We start from the raw sequence: 22,120 nt of genomic DNA, 5'->3' as shown, positions 1-22,120 counted from the left end.
TTTGAACGCTTTGAACTTGCGGCGAAACACAAGCCGCTGTATCAAACGCCGCTATGGGTGATTAGCTCAGTGGTAGAGCGCTTCGTTCACATCGAAGATGTCAGGAGTTCAAATCTCTTATCACCCACCATATTATTCAAATGCTTATGCGGCATAGTTGAAGCGTTTTGGAGCCATTTGGTTCAACGCTGCGAGCACAATGCTGTCATCCTCCGACATACACGCCGGATTTAGGACGATAAAAAACCTTTTGGTCATGCAGACGCCCCAGAAGGTCGTGTGCCTTGCGCACAAAGTCTTCACGGGTTTCCCTTTCTTCTACCCTCTCGTCAACAGGGCCATTCGATCTGGAAGCTATGGCATGACGCATGGCCTCTTCGATTATATCCATATCTTCGACCGAAAGCTCGAACATATCATTGTACAGAGGCATCCTGGGTTCTCCTACCTTGGCACAGACGACCAGCGTGCCTCATGTTCCGAGTCGATTCCACTTCAAATACCTATTGCCGGCGATCGCGTTTCGAAGAACACGCCCAGCAGGATTTAGAAGATGAATCGGTCAGACCTCGTTTTCGCGATTTTTCTGCATGATATGTGGTGCTTGCCATGTTTCCCGTGGCCTGCTTATCCTGATGTCATAGCCACCAATAAGGCACCCCTCTTTGGGCGAGAAATAACATGGCGAAACTGAAGCGGGAAATTGGCCTGGTCGGCCTGACCTTCATTTCGGTTGGAGGAATCATTGGGTCAGGCTGGCTTTTCGGCCCCCTGCTCGCCGTGCAACACGCAGGCCCCGCCGCGGTTCTTTCTTGGATTATTGGCGCCGTTGCGATGTTCATACTGGCAATAACCTTCGCCGAGATTTCAGCGATGTTACCTATCCCAGGCGGAATCGCACGCGTCCCTCAGTTCTCACACGGCAACATCGTGTCGATGGCGATGGGATGGACGGCCTGGATTGGCTACAACACCACCGCTCCGATCGAAGTTGAAGCCATGCTTAAATACCTCGCACCCTACGCGTCATGGCTCCACGCCGCAGATACCGGCGAACTGACCGGCGCTGGTGTTTCGGTCGCCTTGCTGTTCATGTTGCTGTTCGTCGCTGTGAACGCACTAGGCGTGAAATTTTTTGCACAGGTAAATGCAACGCTGACCTGGGCCAAGATTGCCATTCCGATAGTTTTGTCCGTGTTGTTGATCGCGACCCGCTTTGACGTGCAGAATTTCTCCGCACCTGACGGATTCGCCCCCTACGGCCTGAAAGGCATCATGGCCGCAGTATCAACCGGTGGAGTGATCTTTTCCTTTATAGGTTTCCGACATGTTGTTGATATGGCGGGAGAAGTTCGAAACCCAAAATTCGACATCCCGGCTGCTCTGGTTCTGTCCATTGTATTATGTGCCCTGATCTACCTTGGATTACAGGTGGCCTTTATCGGCGCGCTTGATCCCACAATGATCCGCGATGGCTGGGCGAGTCTCAGCTTCGGTGGGCAAGGTCCGTTGGATGGCGTCATCATGTCCGTCGGGATATTGTGGTTCCTCAGCTTGCTGAACGTCGGGTCGGTCATCGGCCCGTTTGGCAATGGGTTGGTTGCAACTGGATCGAACGCCCGTATCGCTCTGGCCCTGTCGCAAAACGGGTTCCTGCCGAAACGTTTGCAGATCTTGTCATCGTTCGGAGTACCGCTTTGGGCCTTGGCTCTCAACTTTCTGATTGGCACTCTGTTTTTACTGACGGTCCCGTTCGCAACCGTAATCGCCCTGAACGGGGCCGCCATTGTGCTTTCATTCGCGGTCGGCCCAATCGCCGTGGTGTGCTTACGCGATCTGATGCCTGACCGCCCGCGCTCAATCCGTATTCCCGCCGTCAAACTTGTCGGGCTCACGGCCTTCGCGATCTCAACCCTGATCGTCTACTGGAGCGGATGGGACACGGTCTGGAGGCTGGGAATTGCACTGCTCATCGGCATGGCGCTGCTGCTGATCCGCTTTCACAATCGGCTCGATGAAATGGACGCGACCGAGGCGCTTTGGCTGATGCCCTATTTCTGTGGTTTGGGGCTGATCTCCTACATGGGTCAGTTTGGAGAAGGCGCGCAAAAGCAGATCCCGTTTGGTTGGGACATTGTGCTGTGTGCGGCATTTTCGGCGGTGATTTTTGCGCTCGCCGTACGCTCGGCGCTGTCAGACAAAAAATTCCAAGCTTACATCGAAAACGAAGAGGTGCTGGACCCGACCAAACCTGTCATTGGACTTTGAACAAAAAAAGGCGGGGAATGACCCCGCCTTTCTAATTAATCTGTTTCAGGCTTAGTGGGCTGTTGCCGACGGTCCTGCCCCTTCGGCCGCCTTGGCGGCAGCGGCAGCGGCCTCTTCAGCGGCCTCATCCCACTCAATTGACTCGGGCTTACGTATCAACGCTTGCTCCAGTACTTCCGAGACGTGTTTGACCGCGATGATCTCCAGCCCTTCTTTCACGTTGTCGGGAATATCTGCCAGATCCTTTTCATTCTCTTCGGGAATGAGGACAGTCTTGATCCCGCCACGCAGGGCAGCCAGCAGTTTTTCTTTCAGCCCGCCAATCGGCATCGCGTTGCCGCGCAGCGAAACCTCGCCTGTCATGGCGATGTCCTTGCGCACAGGAATACCGGTCAGGACCGAAACAATCGAGGTCACCATAGCCAAGCCCGCAGACGGACCATCCTTTGGCGTCGCACCATCGGGCACGTGCACGTGGATATCGATTTTGTCGAACTGCGGCGGTTTAACCCCGATCTGAGGCGAAATTGATCGGACGTAAGACGACGCCGCGTCGATCGATTCCTTCATCACATCGCCCAGCTTACCAGTGGTCTTCATCCGCCCTTTGCCGGGCAGTTTCAGAGCCTCGATATGCAGCAGATCACCACCGACCGAAGTCCAGGCCAAGCCAGTGACTACACCAACCTGATCGTCCTGTTCAGCCAAGCCATAACGGAACTTGGGCACTCCAAGAAAATCATCCAGATTGTCGGGCGTCACCTTTACGGTCTCCGCCTCTTTCTTGATGATCTTGGTCAACGATTTCCGCGCCACTTTGGCGATTTCGCGTTCGAGGTTCCGCACACCCGCCTCGCGGGTATAGGTGCGGATGATCGATTGCAGCGCCTCATCGGTCAGCTCAAACTCCTTGGCTTTCAGACCATGGTTTTTGACCTGTTTGTCGATCAGGTGTTGCTTGGCGATCTCGCTCTTTTCCTCTTCGGTGTAACCGGCCAGCGGGATGATCTCCATCCGGTCTAGCAGAGGCCCAGGCATGTTGTAGCTGTTAGACGTGGTCAGGAACATCACGTTGGACAGGTCATATTCGACCTCAAGATAATGATCCATGAACGTGTTGTTCTGTTCCGGGTCCAACACCTCCAGCATCGCCGAGGCTGGATCGCCACGGAAATCCTGCCCCATCTTGTCGATTTCATCGAGCAGGATGAGAGGGTTTGTGGTTTTCGCCTTCTTCAGCGCCTGAATGATCTTGCCGGGCATCGACCCGATATAAGTCCGACGGTGGCCACGAATCTCAGATTCGTCGCGCACACCACCCAGCGAGATGCGAATGAATTCGCGCCCCGTGGCTTTTGCGACCGATTTACCCAGCGAGGTTTTACCCACACCCGGAGGGCCAACAAGGCACAGGATCGGGCCTTTCAGCTTTTTCGAGCGCTGCTGAACCGCCAGATATTCGACGATCCGCTCTTTGACTTTCTCAAGTCCATAATGATCGGCGTCCAGAATGTCCTGCGCGCGACCCAGATCCTTTTTGACGCGGGATTTGGTGCCCCACGGCAGTGACAAGATCCAGTCCAGATAGTTGCGCACAACGGTCGCTTCAGCCGACATGGGCGACATGTTCTTGAGCTTTTTCAGCTCACCCTCGGCCTTTTCGCGCGCCTCTTTCGACAGCTTGGTCTCGTTGATCTTGGCTTCCAGTTCGGCAACTTCGTTGCTGCCGTCCTCACCATCGCCAAGCTCCTTCTGAATGGCTTTCATCTGCTCATTCAGATAGTACTCGCGCTGCGTCTTCTCCATCTGGGATTTGACGCGGGTCTTGATCTTTTTCTCGACCTGCAGAACCGACATTTCGCCCTGCATCAGACCATAGACTTTCTCAAGCCGCTCGCTCACCGAGAGCGTCTCAAGCAGTTCCTGTTTCTGTTCAACCTCGATGCCCAGATGACCTGACACAAGGTCGGCCAACTTTGCAGGCTCGGTGGTTTCACCAACAGCAGCCAGCGCTTCTTCGGGGATGTTCTTGCGCACTTTTGCATAGCGCTCAAACTCGTCCGCGACGGTGCGCAACAGCGCTTCGGTCGTGGTGACATCGCCCGGAATCTCGGTCAGATACTCGGCGCGCGCTTCGAAAAACTGATCGTTTTCAAGGAATTCTGTGATCTGCACCCGCGCCTGCCCCTCGACAAGCACCTTCACGGTGCCATCGGGCAGTTTCAGCAGTTGCAGCACGTTGGCCAGAACGCCCGAGCGGTAGATACCGTCGATTTCCGGATCATCCTCACCAGGATCAATCTGGCTGGACAACAGAATTTGCTTGTCATCCTGCATCACCTCTTCCAGGGCACGGACCGATTTGTCACGGCCCACGAACAGCGGCACGATCATATGTGGGAAGACCACGATATCGCGCAGCGGCAGGACGGGGTATGAGGAATTCAGAGGCTCTTGCATGCTCTATCCTTATCATTGGCAAGACGGCGCTGGTCCCTGATTCAGGCAACCTTTGGCCATCTCCTGTCTTGGACGATAAAGGTGGGGCACCTGTTCCCCCATTTCAACCTCATCGTCATTTGTCGTGATGCAGCATGACCCGATGATTTGGGGACTTCAAGGCATCCGACAGACATATCCACCGATTTTAGCGAACCCAGCTTTAAAACGGGCAACAAATCATCCAGCGTGGATCAGAACACCCTCTGCTTAGCTCGCGACAAAAAGAAGCCATGACCGACTTCGTTTCTACATTCCAAGCCCTTTTTCGAGGAATGGCAGACGAACCCGCCAAACTCTCCGGTTACGCCGTAGTCTGCACGGTCAAATCCGTCCCGGTTATGGCTGACTGGTTGGCACAGCATGCGGACGGCGCCCGTATTGGTCATGAAAAAATCATGTCCCCAGTCCGACTGACAATCCGCCGGGCGCGGGAACGCAGGCGCACCACTCCGCTCAATTATGGTGCAAGACAGGTCCGAAACACTCGCCCCCTGCCCGACGACACACTGAATATTCTCGGACGGGGTTTCGAAGGTCCAGACATCCGCAAGAGATGTCGATGCGCAAAGAACGATTGCGAGAGAAACAATAAAGCGAGGCATTGAATCCTCCTGAACAAAACAAATGAAAATGGTAAATAATGCGCGAACAGTATAGCAAAAAATACCGCGTTTGTCACCGCAATGGCCACAATCTACAGCGGTTCAATATCGCCTTGCTCCCGAAGCGCGTGGAATTGCGATTGCCAATCTGCGAATGTGCCCTGTGAAATCGCGTCCCGCATTCCCTGCATGATTTCCTGAAAGTAATGCAGATTGTGCCAAGTCAGCAGCATGCCCGAGATCATCTCATTCGAGCGGAACACGTGATGCAAGTAGGCGCGAGAATAACTTGAACACGCGGGGCATGTGCAGTTCTCATCCAGCGGGCGCGGGTCGTCAGCATGGCGGGCGTTCTTGATATTGACCACACCGTAACGCGTGAACACCTGCCCGGTGCGACCCGACCGCGAAGGTAGAACGCAATCCATCATATCTATCCCGCGTGCAACGGCACCTACGATATCATCAGGCTTGCCTACGCCCATCAGATAACGCGGTTTATCCTGGGGCAAGAAGTCAGGCGCATAGTCAAGGCAGCTGAACATGGCCTCCTGCCCCTCACCCACGGCAAGGCCGCCGACGGCGTAGCCTTCAAAACCGACCTGCTTAAGCGCCTCGGCACTTTCTTCCCGCAGATCCTGTTCCAGCCCGCCCTGCATGATCCCAAACAGGGCATGTCCGGGGCGGTCTCCAAACGCTTCACGCGACCGCGCAGCCCACCGCATCGAAAGGCGCATGGACTCGGCGATACGGTCGCGATCGGCGGGCAGCGCAGGGCATTCATCAAAGCACATGACGATGTCCGAGCCCAAAAGCCGCTGGATTTCCATCGACCGTTCCGGCGTCAATTCGTGCTTCGAGCCATCGACGTGAGATTTAAAGGTCACGCCCTTCTCGGTCAGTTTGCGCAGACCGGCCAGCGACATCACCTGAAATCCGCCAGAATCCGTCAGGATGGGCCGGTCCCAGTTCATGAACTTGTGCAGGCCTCCCAAACGATCGATACGCTCGGCCGTTGGGCGCAGCATCAGATGATAGGTGTTGCCCAACAGAATATCGGCACCCGTGGCACGCACACTTTCCGGCATCATCGCCTTGACGGTCGCGGCTGTGCCCACAGGCATGAACGCCGGCGTTCGCACCTCACCGCGCGGCGTGTTGATCACGCCTGTGCGGGCCTTGCCATCGGTGGCTTTCAGGTCGAAAGAAAATCGCTGGGTCATGGTAACGCCTTGGATCGCTGAACCGGGCAGGCTTTGCCCGATCTGCAAGGGCATTGCAACCCGTCAGGGCAACGAGGCTACACGGTCCGTAAACAGGCGCACCACCCCTGCCCCATCGACATCCCGGCACACTCGCACTGGTGGCCGTGCAGGGTCAGGACGAGTCGCACCGATCTCAGCCCCGTCCAACGCCACCTGCACACCCGTTTCGACCATTTCGAACATCGGTTCATGGGTGCAGGCGATAACGGCAGTCGAGTCATGCAGTCCGCACCCTTCAAGCCCACCGATCTCTTTGTAGAACTTTAAATAGAAGCGCGAGATATCACGCAGAAAACCACCCATGTCAGGGGAACGTTCAGCGAGCGCCTCAAAATCAGCGGTCTCGTAGAGCGTTTTCAGAGTCACATCCAATCCCACCAGAATCGTAGGCGGCGGCGCGGCAAAGACTTCGTCTGCAGCTTTGGCATCGTGATAGATATTCGCCTCGGCATGTTCGGTGATGTTGCCCGGGCAGAATACAGCACCACCCATGATAACGAGCTTGCCAAGATTGTCCGCAAACTCGGGGTCCAATCGCATGGCATCAGCGATATTGGTCAATGGCCCAACCGCACATACAACCAGTTCACCGCGATGGGTGCGCGCCATGTCGACCAGAAACTCGGCGGCAGACAGGGCGTGGTTTTCGCCTATCTCATCAATCTTGGTCAGGTCACCAAAACCTTCGGGGCCATGCACATGTTCCGAAGGTGAATGCGTGGTCTCTCCCAAAGCGAATGGCGCGCCTTGGGCCACGGGAATGCCCAGCCCTAGTTTGTCCACCAGAAACCGCGCATTGCGGCTGGATTGATGCACATGGGTGTTGCCGAACACGGTGGTCAGGCCGATCAGGTCAATTTCGGAGGCAGCGGCGGCATAGGCAATGGCCATTGCGTCGTCGATGCCGGGGTCCGTATCTATTATCAGTTTCATCCTCGTCCGATAACGCAAACACCAGTGGGATGCAAAGCTGCCACAAAAGGGAATTTCTGGCCGGTATGAACGCTTTCACAGATTTGCATTCCAGCCTGTACAATCCATACCAGAGTTGAAATTGAGCGATTCAATCCCAATATGTATACCATAGTACACAATAAATGAGGACAGTATGATAGAAGACCAGATTATCGGACTGATTACTTCAAACATTATCTACCTGCTGGCAGCGGCGCTTATTGCCATTGTCATCTTCAAGGGCATCAAGATCGTGCCTCAATCCGAGAAATACGTTGTTGAACGGTTTGGCCGCCTGCATTCGGTGCTTGGGCCCGGGATCAATTTTATCGTTCCTTTTCTAGATGTTGCCCGCCACAAGATATCTATCCTTGAGCGTCAGTTGCCAAACGCAACGCAAGACGCAATTACCAAGGACAATGTTCTGGTGCAGATCGATACCTCGGTGTTCTACCGCATTCTCGAGCCGGAAAAGACGGTCTATCGCATCCGCGATGTCGACGGTGCGATTGCAACGACCGTAGCCGGTATCGTCCGCGCCGAGATCGGCAAGATGGACCTGGATGAAGTGCAATCGAACCGGGCGCAACTAATTGAACGTATTCAGGAAAGTGTCGAAACCGCCGTTGACGATTGGGGGATCGAAGTAACCCGCGCCGAGATTCTGGACGTGAACCTCGATCAGGCCACTCGTGACGCGATGTTGCAGCAATTGAACGCCGAACGTGCCCGACGCGCACAGGTGACCGAGGCCGAGGGCCAAAAGCGTGCCGTTGAGCTGCAGGCAGATGCCGAACTTTATGCGGCAGAGCAGACCGCCAAGGCCCGCCGAATCTCGGCTGAGGCCGAAGCTTATGCGACTCAGGTCGTGGCAAAGGCCATTCAAGACAACGGGCTGGAAGCGGCACAGTATCAGGTTGCGTTGAAACAGGTGGAATCGCTGAACGCCCTAGGCAACGGCACCGGCTCGCAGACCATCGTTGTGCCTGCAAACGCCCTTGAAGCCTTCGGCAATGCCTTCAACATGCTTAAAGGAGGAAAATGATGGCCGATCCATTCTGGCTGACGTGGTGGATTTGGTTGGCCGGAGCGCTTGCTCTGGGCATCCTTGAGGTCGCGCTGCCCGGCTTCATTTTCCTGGGTTTTGCCATCGGTGCAGCCATTACCGGAGTGGTTTTGCTGATCCCTGGCCTCACGCCATCCCTGCCTGTTCTGCTGTTGATATTTGCCGTTCTGTCACTGGTCGCATGGCTGGTTCTGCGCCGTATGTTTGCCTTGCCGCACGGCCAAGTCAAAACCTTCAAGCACGACATCAACGACTGATCTGTCGTGGCGCCCAAATCAGGCGCCACGGCACCTCTGGACGCTGCCCGGCACTTTCCCTATATAATTTCTCAGGTAACAGACCCGAGGCATCAATGACCCACCCCAGTGAACAGTTCGAAGGCAGCCCCCTAATCGCTCCCTCGACCATCGATCACCCGCTCTACGAACCCGTGGTCGAAGCTTGCCGGACGGTGTTTGACCCAGAAATACCGGTCAATATCTACGATCTCGGTCTGATCTATACGATCGACATCACCGGAGAAAACGCGGTCAAGGTGATCATGACCCTCACTGCGCCAGGTTGTCCTGTCGCAGGCGAAATGCCCGGTTGGATCGTGGAAGCAATCGAACCCGTTGCAGGCGTCAAAGAGGTCGACGTCGAACTGACTTGGGAGCCACCTTGGGGCATGGAAATGATGTCAGATGAAGCCCGGCTTGAGCTGGGTTTCATGTAACTCTCGATTTACTCACAAAAAACATGGCGATGTTACAAAACGGTGTACTGCGTGTTACTTAACCGTTTTCATGTTGTCACAATGCTGGGTCACAAGGTCCTCAGGTACTGACCCAGTGATTAAGCATTCGTTTTTCGATCTGCTGGACGTGCTGGCGCAGGATGTCGAGTCGCGGGCGTCTTATCCGATTGCCCCGCTAAATTGACATACTTCGTGAATTGCATGGGCCTCTGACCATAGCCATCCCCCATTCAATTGGCCCATTCCGGGCCGCTCTTGCCCGAGAGCGGCCCTTTTTGTTTGATTATTCTATGTTACAGGTCGATTTGATTTCAGCAGCGCGCGCGTCCAGCTCTTTTATATAGTCGCCTGACAGCATCTTCAGGTGCTTGCTCTCGGTTCCTGTGACGAGACCCAGCAAGGCACCGGCAGGGAGGATCGAGAACACGCTTTCAGCCTGCTGGTCCTCGGCATGTTTCTTTTCAGCTGCGATTGCGCGCAGATCACCGGGTGCGGTAGCACAGTTGACCGGGTGCCGTTTTGTGTCATCTATCGCAAGTGCCGCAGACGCGGACGCCAGCAACATAGATGTGAAAATGGCTGCTCCTGCCCAGTTCTGCGCTCTCATCGATCCAAACCTCTCTGGAATGCCTGTCCTTTACTTCAGGTACGCTAAAGCTTTGCGCACCATCGTGACAACCCTGCGCGGAGTGTGTATTTGAACAGGCTCTCTCTTGAGCCCGGCGCGTGTCGGCCTTAGATTAGAGATAACGCGCGATAACGGAGCCCACCATGTTTGGCATTCCCGGCAAACAAGCCGTGACCATGACACCTAAAGCTGCTGAACAGATTGTTCGGCTTATGAAATCCGGCGGTCACACCGGATTGCGCATCGGCGTCAAGAAAGGCGGCTGTGCGGGGATGGAATACACCATGGACTACGTCGATGATGCCGACCCGAACGACGAAGTGGTCGAGCAGGATGGCGCGCGTGTAATGATCGCCCCCATGGCACAGATGTTCCTGTTCGGAACCGAGATCGACTACGAGGTTTCACTGCTTGAGGCCGGGTTCAAGTTCCGAAACCCGAATGTAGTCGATGCATGCGGATGCGGAGAATCGATTAAGTTCGACGAAACCTTGGCTGAACAACGCTAACTCGCAGCTTTTAGGTGGACGTAGGTCTCGTTAAATCGCCGCGTCAGGTGCTCTCCGGCGCGGATCGTGGCGTATGAACCCGGCGGCGCAACATTTGTGTCGTAAGAAGGATTAAAGAACAACGGAACCGAGATCCTCTCGTTCACGCTGCCTTTGACTCTATGCTCGGTCGCTTTGACTTCTCCTGCCGTCCAAAACTCCAGCATCTCCCCGAAATTGATTATGAATTGTCCCGGCGTGGCGTTTACAGCTTGCCAATCGCCATCAGGCATACGAACTTCCAGACCCGGTGTGCCGTCCGTGGCCAGCAAAGTCAGGCAGCCATAATCCGTATGCGCGCCGATACCAAAGTCCTTTTCTCCCGCCCAATCAGGGCGTTGCGGATAGAAGTTACCGCGCAGCAGCGCCATTGGTGTATCAAAGGCGGCATCAAAACTGTTTGCATCCCTACCGATGGCAATCGCAATCGCGCGCAAAACGCGAATGGCAACTGAGCAGGCGTCTGAATAGTAACTCTGGATCGTTCTCCGAAAGGCGTCGGCCCCGTCTGGCCAGAGATTTGGGGCATACACACTTAATCCCCGCCCCGCATAGGGATCATCGGCTGGCAGTTCAAAACCGCTATCAAAGACTTCTTTGAAATCCGGGTTCGCCCTGAGATCCACCTGTTCGGAACGCGGCGCACCCCAACCGCGGTTGGCACCCGTAGCTGCCATATCGACGCTCTGCTTGATCTCATCGGGTTGACGAAAAAAATCGCGATACGCGTCGATCACCTGCTTCACACGGGCGGCATCAAGGCCGGAATTGAAGATCGTTAGAAATCCGATCTGGCGAACAGCACGTCTCAGCTTTTCCATCTCAGCTGGATCACGCAGATCCAATTTGGCGAGATCGAGATCGTCTATCATGCCATCCTCCGCAACAACGCGCGCAATGTGTCCTGACAAGTAGCGCTATGCAACCGGAATTGTCAGCCCCGCCTGCGGGTGATATCCGAGGATTCAAAGCAGAAAACCGGAGGGATCGCGATGCGGCGTAAGTTGGCGGCAGGCAACTGGAAAATGAATGGAACTGGCGTTGCGCTGAGCGAGTTGGAAGCGTTGAAAGCCTCGCACCCATCTTCTGCGGTAGAAATCCTGATATGCCCACCAGCCACTTTGCTTCATCGCGCGGCAAATACGGTTGAAGGTTCGGGCATTACTGTTGGTGGCCAAGACTGCCACGCGGCGCTCTCGGGTGCGCATACCGGGGATCTGAGTGCCGAGATGCTGTTGGATGCAGGGGCGAGCGCAGTGATCCTTGGCCATTCCGAGCGCCGTGAAGATCATGCTGAGCAGAACGAAGACATTCGTGCCAAAGCCCGCACCGCCATGGATGCAGGCCTGAAGACGATCATCTGCGTCGGTGAAAGCCTTGAGCAGCGCGAAGCAGCAAATACTCTGGATATCATCGGTGGACAGATGTCGGGTTCGATCCCGGATCAAGCGACAGGCGAGAACCTGATTGTCGCATATGAGCCGATCTGGGCCATCGGCACCGGCAAGGTTCCAACTTTGGAAGAGATCGGAGAAGTGCACGATTTCATACGCGCACGTCTGGAACGCCGATTTGGCGAAGGTGTCGGCCGGTCAGTCCGCCTGCTGTATGGCGGATCGGTCAAACCCGGTAATGCTGCCGAGATTTTTGGCGTTTCAAATGTTGACGGAGCGTTGGTGGGTGGCGCCAGTCTGAAAGCAAATGATTTCTCGGGCATCATTCAGGCGCTTGAAAGCGCCTGATCGCCAACCTCATTCGGCAATATCTTCGGCCCAAAGCGCGGGCTTCTCTTCGATAAAACGCTTCATCAATGCAATGCAGTCCGGGTCATTTGCGATGATGACCTCGACACCACGATCGCGCAGGAAGTCCTCATTGCCGCCAAAATTCACGGTGTCTCCGATCACAACGCGCGGAATACCGAACTGTACGATCGTGCCAGAACACATCATGCAAGGCGACAGCGAGGTATAGAGCACAGTATCGCGATAGGTCTTCTGCCGCCCTGCCTTGCGCAGCGCATCCATTTCCCCATGGGCGATCGGGTCGCCCAGTTGGACACGCTGATTACGCCCTTGTGCGACGACCTCACCAACCCGCGCAAGCACTGAACCGATTGGGCAGCCTCCTTCGTCAAATCCAGCTTTCGCCTCATCATAGGCAACGCGCAGCAAGCGTGCATCGGTGTCGGTCAGCATAAGCAGGTGTCCTTTGTTCGGAGTTGTTTCGCAAAGCTGCCCGACACCACAACGGCGGTCAACGCTTAGGCCAGTTTCATGATGACCAAACCCGTCACGATTAGAACCGCAGCGCCGATCCGCATGGGCGTCAGCGCTTCACCCAGGAACAGGATGCCAATAGTGAACGCCCCTACTGCGCCGATCCCGGTCCAGATCGTATAGGCGGTACCAAGCGGCAGATCCCGCATGGCCATTGCAAGCAGGCCAAATGACCCGATCATCGCAACACCCATGATCGCCGTCGGCCACAGCCGCGTGAAACCAGCGGTCTGCTTCATCGCGACGGCCCAGACGATTTCGAGCAGGCCAGCAAACAACAGTAATATCCAGGGCATAAGAACACCTCACTTTCCGAGATCGGGTCGTCCCGAATAATCGTCCATGATGGTGAGGTCGTCCTCTGACCCTCAGATATGCGTTTGGGCATCAGTTTCAAGACAAAAAAAACCGGGCGGATTACACCGCCCGGTTCATATGCTCGGTTTAACCGATCTAGTTGGTTATGATCTCAGGCCCCATGAATGTGTTGGGCAGGAATGTCGAAATCCACGGGATATACGTAACCATGATGAGGAAGACGAACAGCACGGCCAAGAACGGCAACGCTGCCTTCACAACACTCATCATCGGCATACCTGCCACGCCCGAGGTTACGAACAGGTTCAACCCGACCGGAGGCGTGATCATCCCGATCTCCATGTTCACCACCATGATAATGCCCAGATGGATCGGATCGATACCCAACTCGATGGCAATCGGGAACACCAGCGGGGCCACAATGACCAGCAGACCTGAGGGCTCCATGAACTGGCCACCGATCAGCAGGATCACGTTGACCACAATCAGGAAAGTCACTGGCCCCAGACCCGCCGATAGCATGGCGCTTGCGATATGCTGGGGCACCTGCTCATCCGTCAGCACATGTTTCAGGATCAGCGCGTTGGCGATCACGAACAGCAGCGTGACAGTCAGTTTGCCCGCCTCGAAAAGTGTATGCTTGGTGTCGGGGTGCACAAAGGCCGTGATCAACGCATAGGGTTTCTTGAGCAGCGAGATGTTCTGCGCATCCCCTTCGGTGCTGAGCGGACCCATATCCTTGTAGACAAAACTTGCGATCAGGAACGCATAGACGGCAGCAACAGCCGCGGCCTCGGTCGGGGTAAAGATACCTCCGTAGATACCGCCGAGGATGATGACGATTAGGAACAGACCCCAGCCGGCCTCGCGTGCTGACGTGAAGACTTCGCCCCAACCTTTCCAATCGCCTTTGGGAAGGTTCTTGACCTTGGCCATGACGTAAATGGTGATCATCAGCATCAGACCGGCCATCAAACCCGGAATAACGCCCGCAAGGAACATCCGCCCGACCGAAACCTCCACGGCTGCCGCATAGACCACCATCACGATTGATGGCGGAATCAGAATGCCCAGTGTACCTGCGTTACAGATCACACCGGCGGCGAATTCCTTGGAATAGCCCACCTGACGCATGCCAGCGATGACGATCGACCCGATTGCGACAACTGTCGCCGGAGACGAACCCGACAAGGCCGCAAACAACATACACGCGAAGACGCCAGCAATTGCCAGACCTCCGGGCAAGTGCCCTACACAAGCGATCGAGAACCGGATGATCCGCCGCGCCACTCCACCTGTGGTCATGAAAGATGACGCGAGAATGAAAAACGGGATAGCCAAGAGGGTGAAATGCCCCTCAAATGCCTCGAACAGCGTGCCAGCGACCGAAGCCAATGAGCTGTCGGAATAGATCAGCAGGAAGAGGGTCGAGCTGAGACCAAGTGCCACCGCAATCGGAACTCCGATCAACAATAGGCCAATGACCATCGAGAAAAGTAGTACGACGTCCATCAGTCATGCTCCCCCTGCTGGGCGCGGACTTCTTCGATCTCGTCCTCAACCTCGTGGCTAGCTACAAGGCGATCAGTTTCACCGCGCCAAATCTGTACTGCGACCTGTGCAAAACGGATCACCAGCAGCAACATCGAAAGAGGCAGAACGAAATACGGAACGACCTTGGGCAGTTTCTCGTAATACTCGCCATAGTTGATCATATCTTCCAGAAACCGCAGCGGCGCGACCATCGGGATATCATCAACTTCATAGAAGCTCTGGCTGCGCGCACTCATGTCAAAGCCGGTCGGAAACCAGCGACCCGAGGTGGGCGGCAGATCGGCAAACACTGCCCAGTAGTCATACGAACCCTTGAGCAGGAGCAGAGAAAACACCAGACAGCAAGCCACGGCTATCAGCGCCAAAACCCGGCGTGGCGCGGGGGCCAGCATGTTCAGGATCGCATCAACACCCAGATGTGCATGCTTTTTCACTGCATAAGACGCACCCAGCAGCACCAACCAACCGAAGATGAATACTGTCAGTTCCAGCGCCCAAAGAATGTTAGAATTGAATACAAACCGCGCGATCACATTGGCGAAGGTGACAATTGTCATCAGACCCAACAGGCACGCAATCATGGTTTCTTCGATATGGTCGACCAGCCCGCCTTGGCCGGGTTTCGCACCAGACATCTCTCTGTCCCCGCATTTTTTTGATGAGAGTGGTGGGAGTGTGGCGGGCCATTAAGGCCCGCCCAGCCTATGCGTCCATAACTCCCCAGTCCCCGGACGCGTGGCTTGAACCGGGATCAGAACCCGGCGTTGATCGCCTGTGCGGCGTCGATCTTGTCCTGACCAACGTCACCGGCAAATTTGTCCCAGACTGGCTTCATCGCATCGACCCAGGCCTGGCGCTGCTCGGGGTTCAGTTCCCGGATGATGCCCCCTGCGTCAGTGATCGAAGCCTTGGCAGCTTCGTTTACGGAAAAGGCCTCCTTGTTACGGGTCTCGGTCACTTCGGCGAGAATCGTCAGGAATTGATCGCGAACTTCAGGCTCCAGGCTGTCCAGCCAGTCAACTGAGGTTACAACCAGATAATCGATGATACCGTGGTTCGTTTCTGTGATGCCGTCCTGCACCTCGAAGAACTTCTTGCCGTAGATGTTCGACCAGGTGTTTTCCTGCCCGTCAACAACGCCCTGTTGCAGAGCACCGTACACTTCCGAGAACGCCATCTTCTGAGGGCTGCCACCAATTGCTTCCATCTGGGCAACCAATACGTCCGAAGACTGAACGCGGAACTTCAGGCCGTTCGCATCCGAAGGATCTTCCAACGGCTTGTTCGCAGACATCTGCTTCATGCCATTGTGCCAGAATGCCAGCCCTTGAAGGCCGCGGCGCTGCATGCTGTCTTTCATCGCCTGACCATCAGCCGAGGCTTGGAACGCATCCACAGCATCGATGTTCTTGAACATGAACGGCAGATCGAACAGGCGGAATTGCTTTGTAAACTTCTCAAACTTCGACAGCGAGGGCGCGGCCAACTGCACGTCGCCCTGCAGCATCGCTTCAAGAACCTTGTCATCGTTGTAAAGAGTGGAGTTCGGATAAACCTCCATGCACATCACGCCGTTCATCTCGTCATTGACGCGCTGCTCAAGCAGCGAAGCGGCGATGCCCTTGGGGTGTTTATCCGTATTGGTCACATGCGCAAACTTCACGACGATCTCGCCATCATCGCAAGCTGCTACACCAGCGGTCGCTGTCACGGACAGTGCGATTGCAGTTGCTGCCGTTGTCAGGAATTTCATCAGTCTTATCCTCCCAGACTTCCCTAAAACTTCCATCAAGCGCTCAATCAGCGCCGTATGTTGCGGAGTGAACCGAATCGGCTCCTCACTCTCAACATTTTGTTTAGATGTTGCTGAAATCTGTTTTTTCCGAATAATTTCTTACGGTTAAATGATGTTGGTTATAAATCTGGTGTTTAGGCAGAACTACGCTGTGCGATTTTTCGCACAGACAGTCAGCACCTTGTGCGAATTTCCGCACAATATCCGAATCGATGCGAGCGAATCGCTCGCTTAAGACGCAGCGCAACCGCAGCCCGCCCAGGCAGAAGCGTTTTGCTAACGACGATAGTCTTCTGGCCTGATGTGGTAGCGGGTCAGCTTGTCATAAAAAGTTTTGCGCGGCAGCTTCAGTGCTTTGGCGGCATCCGCAGCCTTGCCATTGTGGCGCCCAAGGGCTGCAATCAGCAAAGACCTCTCAACACGCGCCAATTGCTCGCTCAACCCCAGATCAGCGGCCTGTGCAACCTCATCCGGCATCCCCAACACAAACCGCATTGCCGCCGACATCAACGATCGGGCATTGCCCGGCCAATCCTGCGCCATCAGCGAGGCCAGATGCTCGGGTGTCACTTCAGGTTCCGCAATCCCGGCCTGCTCAGCGGCCTGCGCCACATAGCGGCGAAAGATGACGGGGATATCCTCGGGCCGTTCTGACAGGGCCGGGATTCGCACCCGCATGACATCCAACCTATAGAACAGATCGGCATTGAACCTTCCCTGTGCAGTAAGGTCCGACAAATCGGCCGTTGCCCCTGCGATGATTCTGGCTTCCGTCCCTTGTTCGATCAGTTCCAGCGCGGCGTATTGCGTGGCATCCGACATCGCCGAGATCTCATCCAGATACAGCGATCCGCCTGCCGCATCCTTACAGACACGCAACAAATCATCCGGGTTCAGGCCTGAGGCAGGGCGTTTGACAAATGGCCCCTGTCCAACCGGAGACATCAGATGGACAACTTCAGCGACCTTTGAAACTCCGCTACCCGCTGGCCCGGTAACCAGTACCTCGGCCCGTGTTGGCGCTACGCTCCGCACTCGCTCACGCAAGGCCTCGGCTTGATCTGACAACCCAAACAGCATGCGTGCTGCGGGATCGCCACGCTCAAGTTCGCGCCGTTGCTCGCGTTCCTGCAGAATTTCTGCGCGCGCGGCAAAGGCTCGTTCGAGTACCGCCAATAAGTCCGCTGCTGCACAGGGCTTTTCCAGAAAATCAAATGCTCCCTGCCCCATGGCCTGTACCGCCATCGGGATATCGCCTTCACCTGTCAGCAATACCACCGGAAGCTCAGGATCAACCTCGCGCGCGTATGCGAGCAGATGAAACCCATCCCGCCCCGGCATGCGAATATCCGAGATGATCACACCGCCGAAGTCACGATGAATATGATCCTTTGCGGCCACGAAAGATCCCGCGGTGACCGGTTCATACTCGGCCAATTCGAGGGTTTGCGCCAAGGCCTCACGTACGGCGGCATCATCATCGACCAAAAGCACTTTGCGGATCATGCTGCCTCATCTTCTTCAAAGGGTTCCAGTTCAACCGTGAATTCAGCACCCTCGTCCGTGTTGGCACCGCGAATATCCCCCCCGAAGCTCTGAACCAGACCGTAGGATATCGACAGCCCCAGCCCCATCCCCTCGGACGTCCCAACTGTTTTTGTGGTGTAGAACGGCTCAAACACGCGGTCGGGGTCCTCGATGCCGGGTCCGGTATCCCGCACAGACACGCGAATAGGCTTCCCCCCTGACAGAGTGACCAATATCCTGCGCGTCGGTCGATCGACCATCGCATCCGCTGCATTATTGATTAGGTTGACAAACACCTGCACAAGACGCACCTCTCCACCCCAAGCATAGACCGCAGTCTTTGGCGGCACCCACTCCAACGCGACATTCTCATCGCGCAGGCGCGCCTCAGTCAATTCGGTGGCAGTGTTCAGAACCTGAACCAGATCAACGCGCCCCATTGGTTCGCTTTCATTTCTCGCAAAAGCCCGCAGGTTCTTGATGATCCGCGCCATGCGTGCGGCCATATCGGAAATACGGCCCAGATTTTCGCCAGCTCTCTGGCCCTTGCCGCGCTCAAGAAAGGCGGACCCGTTGTCGGCGAACTGCTGAATCGCCATCAAGGGCTGGTTCAATTCATGACTGATGCCAGCCGACATCTTGCCCAAAGCGCTCAACTTACCAGCCTGAACCAAATCGGCCTGCGCTTGTTTGAGCGCGGCCTCCGCCTCCTGCCGCTCGGCAACTTCGTGGCGCAAAGCGCTATTAGCCGCCGTCAAGGCGCGCGTACGTTGCGCGACCCGGCTTTCCAGCACGGTATTTGCCTCTGCAAGTGTCCGACGGCGTTCCGAGGCCAGAAACAACAAAGCACCAAAGGCGAAACAGATCGCCGCAACCGCCGCCGCCTGCAACCCCGCCAACCGGCGCGCCGGGGCGACATCAACCAGCATCTCTGCGGTCATCGCAATCACCGGAAGATCGAGCGTCAGATGCAGGGCGCGACGGGGCAGATAGCGACCCCAATTGAGCTTCCACACTTCATATCCCGCAATCCAGGTTGAGGCGAAATCGACATTCTCACCTTCGGGTGACATCAGGCCCTGCTGCCCTTGCCCGCGGCGCCATAGTAGCAGATCCGATCGGTTCGAGATAAAGACAACCCCATCCGTATCAACGAAAAACACCGCATCGGTGCTACCGCGCCAAGTTTGTTCAACGTCCTGCACATCGGCCAGAACCATCAACGCGCCTTGTATCTGCCCCAATTCCCCAAATGCAGGGGCCGCATATGAATAGATGCGATCGCCGCTTGCGTCTTCGACCCCATGCGCGCTGCCTAAGGCACCTTGCATGGCGCGCTCGAAGGCCGGATGTGCGGACATATCGCGTTGCGTCACCGGTTGGGCCGCGACAAGAACCTGCCCCTCCGGATTCAGGTACATAACGTTAACGGCAGCGGTTTTGTCTGCCACATCCAGCAGCACCTTTCGGGCGGCCCGTTGCTGTTCTGATGTTTCTAGCTCCTGCAAAGCAGGATGATCCGCCATCAAGGCGGCCACTTCCTGATAGACCTGCATTTGCGTGCTCAGACGGTCGGCGGCCAGTTCCAAATCAGCCTCGGCCTTCTCGCTCAGTTGCGACAGGGCCTGACGATAGCCATAAGTCCAGACCGCCGCTGACAGCAATCCGACCGCGCATAAGAAACCGGCTATGATCCAAAAACGTTGCATATCTAGGGTCTTGCATTCAGCAGCCGCCATGGCAAGTCTGCACCGCATGAAGACGCTGACCCAATCCCCGACCGACCCGGCATTCGTGCAAAACCCATACCCCTTTTATGACAGCGCACGTCAGTTGGGCGATCTGTTCTACTGGAAAGACTACGGCCTTGTCGCGGCTGTCTCGCACAAAGCGGTGCAAATTCTGCTGCGCGATCGTCGCCTCGGGCGTGAAATCCCAGCGGAACTTGCAAAACCCGGCCCAGACCATCTTGCACCCTGGCTAGAAGTCGAATCCCATTCGATGTTAGAGCTTGAACCCCCGCGTCATACTCGATTGCGTTCTCTGGTACTGCGGGCGTTTACCTCTCGCGCGATCACGGCGCTTGAGGGGTCCACTGAACAGTTGTGTCTCGATTTAATCCAGCAGTTCCCCGACGGTCCGTTTGATCTGTTGGAAGCCTTTTGCACCCAAGTGCCCGTGATCACGATCTGCCGTCTGCTTGGTGTGCCGGAAGACATGGCACCGCAACTGTTGCAGTGGTCGCACGCCATGGTGGCCATGTATCAGGCAAACCGGACGCGCCAGACCGAAGACGAAGCCGTCCGTGCCACACAAGCCTTTACCACCTATCTCGAAGAATACATCGAAAAACGCCGCACTGACCCGCGTGACGATCTGATCACCCGGTTGATCGCGGCAGAGGAAGATGGCGAAAAACTCTCGCGGGACGAACTTATCACGACCTGCATTTTGTTGCTGAACGCCGGTCACGAGGCCACCGTGCACGCTATTGGCAATGGCGTGAAGACTATGTTGACGACGGGTACACAGCAGTATGTCCTGACGCCCGGCACCATCGACGGCGCAGTCGAGGAAATCCTGCGTTTCGATCCACCACTGCACATGTTCAGACGCTATGCCTATGAAGACATTGAACTCTTCGGTCACCGCTTTGCGCGTGGTGACGAAGTTGCCTTGCTTCTGGGCGCAGCCAATCGCGACCCTGCTGCTTGGTCCCAACCCGATACATTCGACCCGATGCGAGATGTAAGCGCTAATACTAGCTTTGGTGGTGGCCTTCACTTCTGTGTGGGCGCTCCGCTGGCCCGGCTTGAGATGCGGATCGCCCTGCCCATCCTGTTCCAGCAATGCCCAAAGCTAGAGCTGACGGCAGAGCCGCAATATTCGGACAGCTACCATTTCCACGGGCTGACCAAACTCATGGTAGCGGTCTGACTTAACATCCTGTCAAGAAACCCGGATCCGTGCTTCATCTGGCCATAAATATCTCGGGGGAGTCGCCTTCGGGCGGCGGGGGCGGCGCCCCCATTCACGCTTCATCCTATCCGACAGACTTCAGTGGTAGCATGGTGGTCGATTTGATCTCTTCCATCGAAAGCAAGGCTGTGACGTTGTGCACCCGTACCTCTGAAATCAAAGCCTGATAAAACGCATCATACGCACGCGCGTTCTTGACGCGCACTTTCAGAATGTAATCGATGTCTCCAGCCAAACGGTGCGCTTCCTGAACCTCTGGACGATCGCGCAACGCTTTCAGGAACTTCTGCTGCCACTCAGCCTCATGTTCCGACGTACGGATCAGCACAAAGAATGTGGCCTCAAAGCCCAACGCTTCGGCATCCAGCAATACGGTTTGCTGGCCAATGACTCCTGCCCCCTTCAGCTTGCGAATGCGATTCCAAACCGGCGTCTTGGAGCTCCCTACACGGGCTGCGATTTCGTCAAGCGACTGGCTGGCATCCCGTTGCAGCTCGGCTAGAATTTTCCGATCCGTGTCGTCTATTCGCACCGACATTCCAATTTCCCTTCCAATTCAGAACAAACCTTCTTTCACTCACCGCATATAGAACATTTGTTCTTATTTCTTCGCGCATATGGCGATTTGGCGGGAATATTTCCTATATTGGCACACAAGTCAATTCAGTCACGAGATGATCCGATGCAGGTCAAACAAACAAATATGCGCATTCACAAACCCGGCGTCGCCCGAGTTGCGCAATACCCGCACGTAGTCTCGGTTTTCAATAAGGAGCTTGCCTGATGGCCCGCGCTTTTACCCCCAAAGTCGTCACCGCCAACGACTTGTTGGAAGGTGATGTGATTTACCAGACCGAAGATGACCGGTGGTCGCGCGAGTTGTCCGATGCCGAACTGATCACGGACGAAGCTCACGCACAAGTTCGTCTGCTGGATGCCGCGCGTCAAGCCAACAAGATCGTCGGTGCCTATCTTGCCGACGCGGTGGCCGGAGAAAACGGCCCCGAACCCACCCACTTTCGGGAGGATTTCCGCCGGACTGGTCCGTCCAACTATGCCCACGGCAAACAGGAAACCTCCCCGCAGCCTCGGGCCTGAT

The 22,120-nt window shown here is 55.8% G+C and carries 23 protein-coding genes and 1 tRNA gene; 9 read left to right on the top strand and 15 right to left on the bottom strand.

Annotated features, from left to right (window positions below; translation table 11 throughout):
- The first annotated feature begins 55 nt into the window (after positions 1 to 55).
- Positions 56 to 130 (top strand) — tRNA-Val (locus tag ACR0I1_RS01775).
- Between the two features lie 75 nt (positions 131 to 205).
- On the opposite strand, the gene ACR0I1_RS01770 is transcribed toward ACR0I1_RS01775, so the two are convergent.
- Positions 206 to 433: a hypothetical protein gene (locus ACR0I1_RS01770; protein ID WP_170393204.1), complete on the bottom strand. Its 228-nt coding sequence runs from the start codon at positions 431 to 433 to the stop codon at positions 206 to 208.
- A 248-nt stretch (positions 434 to 681) separates the two neighbouring features.
- Here ACR0I1_RS01770 and ACR0I1_RS01765 point away from each other — a divergent pair, with 248 nt between their 5' ends.
- Positions 682 to 2,268, top strand: coding sequence for an APC family permease (locus ACR0I1_RS01765; protein WP_480704709.1), 1,587 nt, complete (start codon positions 682 to 684; stop codon positions 2,266 to 2,268).
- Positions 2,269 to 2,319: 51 nt separating this feature from the next.
- Here the strand turns inward: ACR0I1_RS01765 and lon are convergent, their stop codons facing one another.
- The 4 genes from lon to ACR0I1_RS01745 form a co-directional block, all read right to left on the bottom strand.
- Positions 2,320 to 4,728, bottom strand: a complete 2,409-nt coding sequence (gene lon / locus ACR0I1_RS01760; RefSeq protein ID WP_170393206.1) for an endopeptidase La — start codon at positions 4,726 to 4,728, stop codon at positions 2,320 to 2,322.
- Positions 4,729 to 4,961: 233 nt separating this feature from the next.
- Positions 4,962 to 5,372 carry a DUF6636 domain-containing protein gene (locus ACR0I1_RS01755; RefSeq protein WP_170393207.1) on the bottom strand — a complete coding sequence of 137 codons (411 nt, stop codon included), beginning with the start codon at positions 5,370 to 5,372 and terminating at the stop codon, positions 4,962 to 4,964.
- Between the two features lie 92 nt (positions 5,373 to 5,464).
- Entirely contained in the window at positions 5,465 to 6,595 is a 1,131-nt protein-coding gene (gene tgt / locus ACR0I1_RS01750) for a tRNA guanosine(34) transglycosylase Tgt (protein ID WP_170393702.1), read from the bottom strand.
- Positions 6,596 to 6,658: 63 nt separating this feature from the next.
- Positions 6,659 to 7,570: a nucleoside hydrolase gene (locus ACR0I1_RS01745; protein WP_480704707.1), complete on the bottom strand. Its 912-nt coding sequence runs from the start codon at positions 7,568 to 7,570 to the stop codon at positions 6,659 to 6,661.
- A gap of 175 nt (positions 7,571 to 7,745) precedes the next feature.
- Between ACR0I1_RS01745 and ACR0I1_RS01740 the strand changes: the two genes are divergently transcribed.
- The 3 genes from ACR0I1_RS01740 (at position 7,746) to ACR0I1_RS01730 (ending at position 9,372) form a co-directional block, all read left to right on the top strand.
- Positions 7,746 to 8,636: an SPFH domain-containing protein gene (locus ACR0I1_RS01740; protein WP_170393209.1), complete on the top strand. Its 891-nt coding sequence runs from the start codon at positions 7,746 to 7,748 to the stop codon at positions 8,634 to 8,636.
- The gene (locus ACR0I1_RS01735) at positions 8,636 to 8,914 is read left to right on the top strand and encodes an NfeD family protein (protein WP_170405488.1); all 279 of its coding nucleotides are present in this window, start codon (positions 8,636 to 8,638) and stop codon (positions 8,912 to 8,914) included. The genes ACR0I1_RS01740 and ACR0I1_RS01735 overlap by 1 nt, the downstream gene beginning before the upstream one ends.
- 95 nt (positions 8,915 to 9,009) lie before the next feature.
- On the top strand, positions 9,010 to 9,372 hold the full coding sequence (locus ACR0I1_RS01730) for an SUF system Fe-S cluster assembly protein (RefSeq protein ID WP_170393211.1): 363 nt from the start codon (positions 9,010 to 9,012) through the stop codon (positions 9,370 to 9,372).
- A 304-nt stretch (positions 9,373 to 9,676) separates the two neighbouring features.
- On the opposite strand, the gene ACR0I1_RS01725 is transcribed toward ACR0I1_RS01730, so the two are convergent.
- Positions 9,677 to 10,000 carry a hypothetical protein gene (locus tag ACR0I1_RS01725; RefSeq protein WP_170393212.1) on the bottom strand — a complete coding sequence of 108 codons (324 nt, stop codon included), beginning with the start codon at positions 9,998 to 10,000 and terminating at the stop codon, positions 9,677 to 9,679.
- Between the two features lie 164 nt (positions 10,001 to 10,164).
- Between ACR0I1_RS01725 and ACR0I1_RS01720 the strand changes: the two genes are divergently transcribed.
- The gene (locus ACR0I1_RS01720) at positions 10,165 to 10,530 is read left to right on the top strand and encodes a HesB/IscA family protein (protein WP_170465407.1); all 366 of its coding nucleotides are present in this window, start codon (positions 10,165 to 10,167) and stop codon (positions 10,528 to 10,530) included.
- On the opposite strand, the gene ACR0I1_RS01715 is transcribed toward ACR0I1_RS01720, so the two are convergent.
- Positions 10,527 to 11,441, bottom strand: a complete 915-nt coding sequence (locus ACR0I1_RS01715) for an isopenicillin N synthase family dioxygenase (protein ID WP_480704704.1) — start codon at positions 11,439 to 11,441, stop codon at positions 10,527 to 10,529. The two genes, ACR0I1_RS01720 and ACR0I1_RS01715, sit on opposite strands and share 4 nt — an antisense overlap.
- A gap of 120 nt (positions 11,442 to 11,561) precedes the next feature.
- On the opposite strand from ACR0I1_RS01715, the gene tpiA reads away from it, so the two are divergent.
- Entirely contained in the window at positions 11,562 to 12,311 is a 750-nt protein-coding gene (tpiA, locus tag ACR0I1_RS01710; protein WP_170465411.1) for a triose-phosphate isomerase, read from the top strand.
- Positions 12,312 to 12,320: 9 nt separating this feature from the next.
- On the opposite strand, the gene ACR0I1_RS01705 is transcribed toward tpiA, so the two are convergent.
- From ACR0I1_RS01705 to ACR0I1_RS01675, 7 genes are all read right to left on the bottom strand, one after another.
- Positions 12,321 to 12,767, bottom strand: coding sequence for a nucleoside deaminase (locus ACR0I1_RS01705; protein WP_170645982.1), 447 nt, complete (start codon positions 12,765 to 12,767; stop codon positions 12,321 to 12,323).
- 65 nt (positions 12,768 to 12,832) lie between these two features.
- Positions 12,833 to 13,144, bottom strand: coding sequence for a DMT family transporter (locus ACR0I1_RS01700; RefSeq protein ID WP_170562909.1), 312 nt, complete (start codon positions 13,142 to 13,144; stop codon positions 12,833 to 12,835).
- A gap of 157 nt (positions 13,145 to 13,301) precedes the next feature.
- A complete protein-coding gene (locus ACR0I1_RS01695) occupies positions 13,302 to 14,678 on the bottom strand; it encodes a TRAP transporter large permease (protein ID WP_170393218.1) in 1,377 nt (458 codons plus the stop codon).
- Positions 14,678 to 15,355, bottom strand: a complete 678-nt coding sequence (locus ACR0I1_RS01690; RefSeq protein ID WP_480704701.1) for a TRAP transporter small permease — start codon at positions 15,353 to 15,355, stop codon at positions 14,678 to 14,680. Before ACR0I1_RS01690 ends, ACR0I1_RS01695 begins: the two co-directional genes overlap by 1 nt.
- 116 nt (positions 15,356 to 15,471) lie before the next feature.
- Positions 15,472 to 16,473: a DctP family TRAP transporter solute-binding subunit gene (locus tag ACR0I1_RS01685; protein WP_480438504.1), complete on the bottom strand. Its 1,002-nt coding sequence runs from the start codon at positions 16,471 to 16,473 to the stop codon at positions 15,472 to 15,474.
- 318 nt (positions 16,474 to 16,791) lie between these two features.
- Positions 16,792 to 18,021 carry a sigma-54-dependent transcriptional regulator gene (locus ACR0I1_RS01680; protein WP_170393221.1) on the bottom strand — a complete coding sequence of 410 codons (1,230 nt, stop codon included), beginning with the start codon at positions 18,019 to 18,021 and terminating at the stop codon, positions 16,792 to 16,794.
- Complete coding sequence (locus ACR0I1_RS01675; RefSeq protein WP_170421367.1) at positions 18,018 to 19,751, bottom strand: ATP-binding protein; 1,734 nt, start codon at positions 19,749 to 19,751, stop codon at positions 18,018 to 18,020. Before ACR0I1_RS01675 ends, ACR0I1_RS01680 begins: the two co-directional genes overlap by 4 nt.
- Before the next feature lie 46 nt (positions 19,752 to 19,797).
- Here ACR0I1_RS01675 and ACR0I1_RS01670 point away from each other — a divergent pair, with 46 nt between their 5' ends.
- Positions 19,798 to 20,979 carry a cytochrome P450 gene (locus ACR0I1_RS01670; RefSeq protein WP_480704698.1) on the top strand — a complete coding sequence of 394 codons (1,182 nt, stop codon included), beginning with the start codon at positions 19,798 to 19,800 and terminating at the stop codon, positions 20,977 to 20,979.
- A gap of 106 nt (positions 20,980 to 21,085) precedes the next feature.
- On the opposite strand, the gene ACR0I1_RS01665 is transcribed toward ACR0I1_RS01670, so the two are convergent.
- Positions 21,086 to 21,559, bottom strand: coding sequence for an Lrp/AsnC family transcriptional regulator (locus ACR0I1_RS01665; protein WP_010439761.1), 474 nt, complete (start codon positions 21,557 to 21,559; stop codon positions 21,086 to 21,088).
- A gap of 245 nt (positions 21,560 to 21,804) precedes the next feature.
- On the opposite strand from ACR0I1_RS01665, the gene ACR0I1_RS01660 reads away from it, so the two are divergent.
- Positions 21,805 to 22,119 carry a DUF2849 domain-containing protein gene (locus ACR0I1_RS01660; protein WP_170393224.1) on the top strand — a complete coding sequence of 105 codons (315 nt, stop codon included), beginning with the start codon at positions 21,805 to 21,807 and terminating at the stop codon, positions 22,117 to 22,119.
- Position 22,120: the final 1 nt, after the last annotated feature.

It is taken from the genome of Ruegeria sp. B11, assembly GCF_056539785.1.
The sequence above is the reverse complement of the archived record's forward strand: the minus strand, read 5'-3'. Positions and strand labels throughout refer to the sequence as shown.

Excerpts from the sequence above, each read along its gene's own strand:
- ACR0I1_RS01770 (WP_170393204.1), bottom strand. The coding sequence starts at position 433 with ATGCCTCTGTACAATGATATGTTCGAGCTTTCGGTCGAAGATATGGAT.
- ACR0I1_RS01765 (WP_480704709.1), top strand. The coding sequence starts at position 682 with ATGGCGAAACTGAAGCGGGAAATTGGCCTGGTCGGCCTGACCTTCATT.
- lon (WP_170393206.1), bottom strand. The coding sequence starts at position 4,728 with ATGCAAGAGCCTCTGAATTCCTCATACCCCGTCCTGCCGCTGCGCGAT.
- ACR0I1_RS01755 (WP_170393207.1), bottom strand. The coding sequence starts at position 5,372 with ATGCCTCGCTTTATTGTTTCTCTCGCAATCGTTCTTTGCGCATCGACA.
- tgt (WP_170393702.1), bottom strand. The coding sequence starts at position 6,595 with ATGACCCAGCGATTTTCTTTCGACCTGAAAGCCACCGATGGCAAGGCC.
- ACR0I1_RS01745 (WP_480704707.1), bottom strand. The coding sequence starts at position 7,570 with ATGAAACTGATAATAGATACGGACCCCGGCATCGACGACGCAATGGCC.
- ACR0I1_RS01740 (WP_170393209.1), top strand. The coding sequence starts at position 7,746 with ATGATAGAAGACCAGATTATCGGACTGATTACTTCAAACATTATCTAC.
- ACR0I1_RS01735 (WP_170405488.1), top strand. The coding sequence starts at position 8,636 with ATGGCCGATCCATTCTGGCTGACGTGGTGGATTTGGTTGGCCGGAGCG.
- ACR0I1_RS01730 (WP_170393211.1), top strand. The coding sequence starts at position 9,010 with ATGACCCACCCCAGTGAACAGTTCGAAGGCAGCCCCCTAATCGCTCCC.
- ACR0I1_RS01725 (WP_170393212.1), bottom strand. The coding sequence starts at position 10,000 with ATGAGAGCGCAGAACTGGGCAGGAGCAGCCATTTTCACATCTATGTTG.
- ACR0I1_RS01720 (WP_170465407.1), top strand. The coding sequence starts at position 10,165 with ATGTTTGGCATTCCCGGCAAACAAGCCGTGACCATGACACCTAAAGCT.
- ACR0I1_RS01715 (WP_480704704.1), bottom strand. The coding sequence starts at position 11,441 with ATGATAGACGATCTCGATCTCGCCAAATTGGATCTGCGTGATCCAGCT.
- tpiA (WP_170465411.1), top strand. The coding sequence starts at position 11,562 with ATGCGGCGTAAGTTGGCGGCAGGCAACTGGAAAATGAATGGAACTGGC.
- ACR0I1_RS01705 (WP_170645982.1), bottom strand. The coding sequence starts at position 12,767 with ATGCTGACCGACACCGATGCACGCTTGCTGCGCGTTGCCTATGATGAG.
- ACR0I1_RS01700 (WP_170562909.1), bottom strand. The coding sequence starts at position 13,144 with ATGCCCTGGATATTACTGTTGTTTGCTGGCCTGCTCGAAATCGTCTGG.
- ACR0I1_RS01695 (WP_170393218.1), bottom strand. The coding sequence starts at position 14,678 with ATGGACGTCGTACTACTTTTCTCGATGGTCATTGGCCTATTGTTGATC.
- ACR0I1_RS01690 (WP_480704701.1), bottom strand. The coding sequence starts at position 15,355 with ATGTCTGGTGCGAAACCCGGCCAAGGCGGGCTGGTCGACCATATCGAA.
- ACR0I1_RS01685 (WP_480438504.1), bottom strand. The coding sequence starts at position 16,473 with ATGAAATTCCTGACAACGGCAGCAACTGCAATCGCACTGTCCGTGACA.
- ACR0I1_RS01680 (WP_170393221.1), bottom strand. The coding sequence starts at position 18,021 with ATGATCCGCAAAGTGCTTTTGGTCGATGATGATGCCGCCGTACGTGAG.
- ACR0I1_RS01675 (WP_170421367.1), bottom strand. The coding sequence starts at position 19,751 with ATGCAACGTTTTTGGATCATAGCCGGTTTCTTATGCGCGGTCGGATTG.
- ACR0I1_RS01670 (WP_480704698.1), top strand. The coding sequence starts at position 19,798 with ATGAAGACGCTGACCCAATCCCCGACCGACCCGGCATTCGTGCAAAAC.
- ACR0I1_RS01665 (WP_010439761.1), bottom strand. The coding sequence starts at position 21,559 with ATGTCGGTGCGAATAGACGACACGGATCGGAAAATTCTAGCCGAGCTG.
- ACR0I1_RS01660 (WP_170393224.1), top strand. The coding sequence starts at position 21,805 with ATGGCCCGCGCTTTTACCCCCAAAGTCGTCACCGCCAACGACTTGTTG.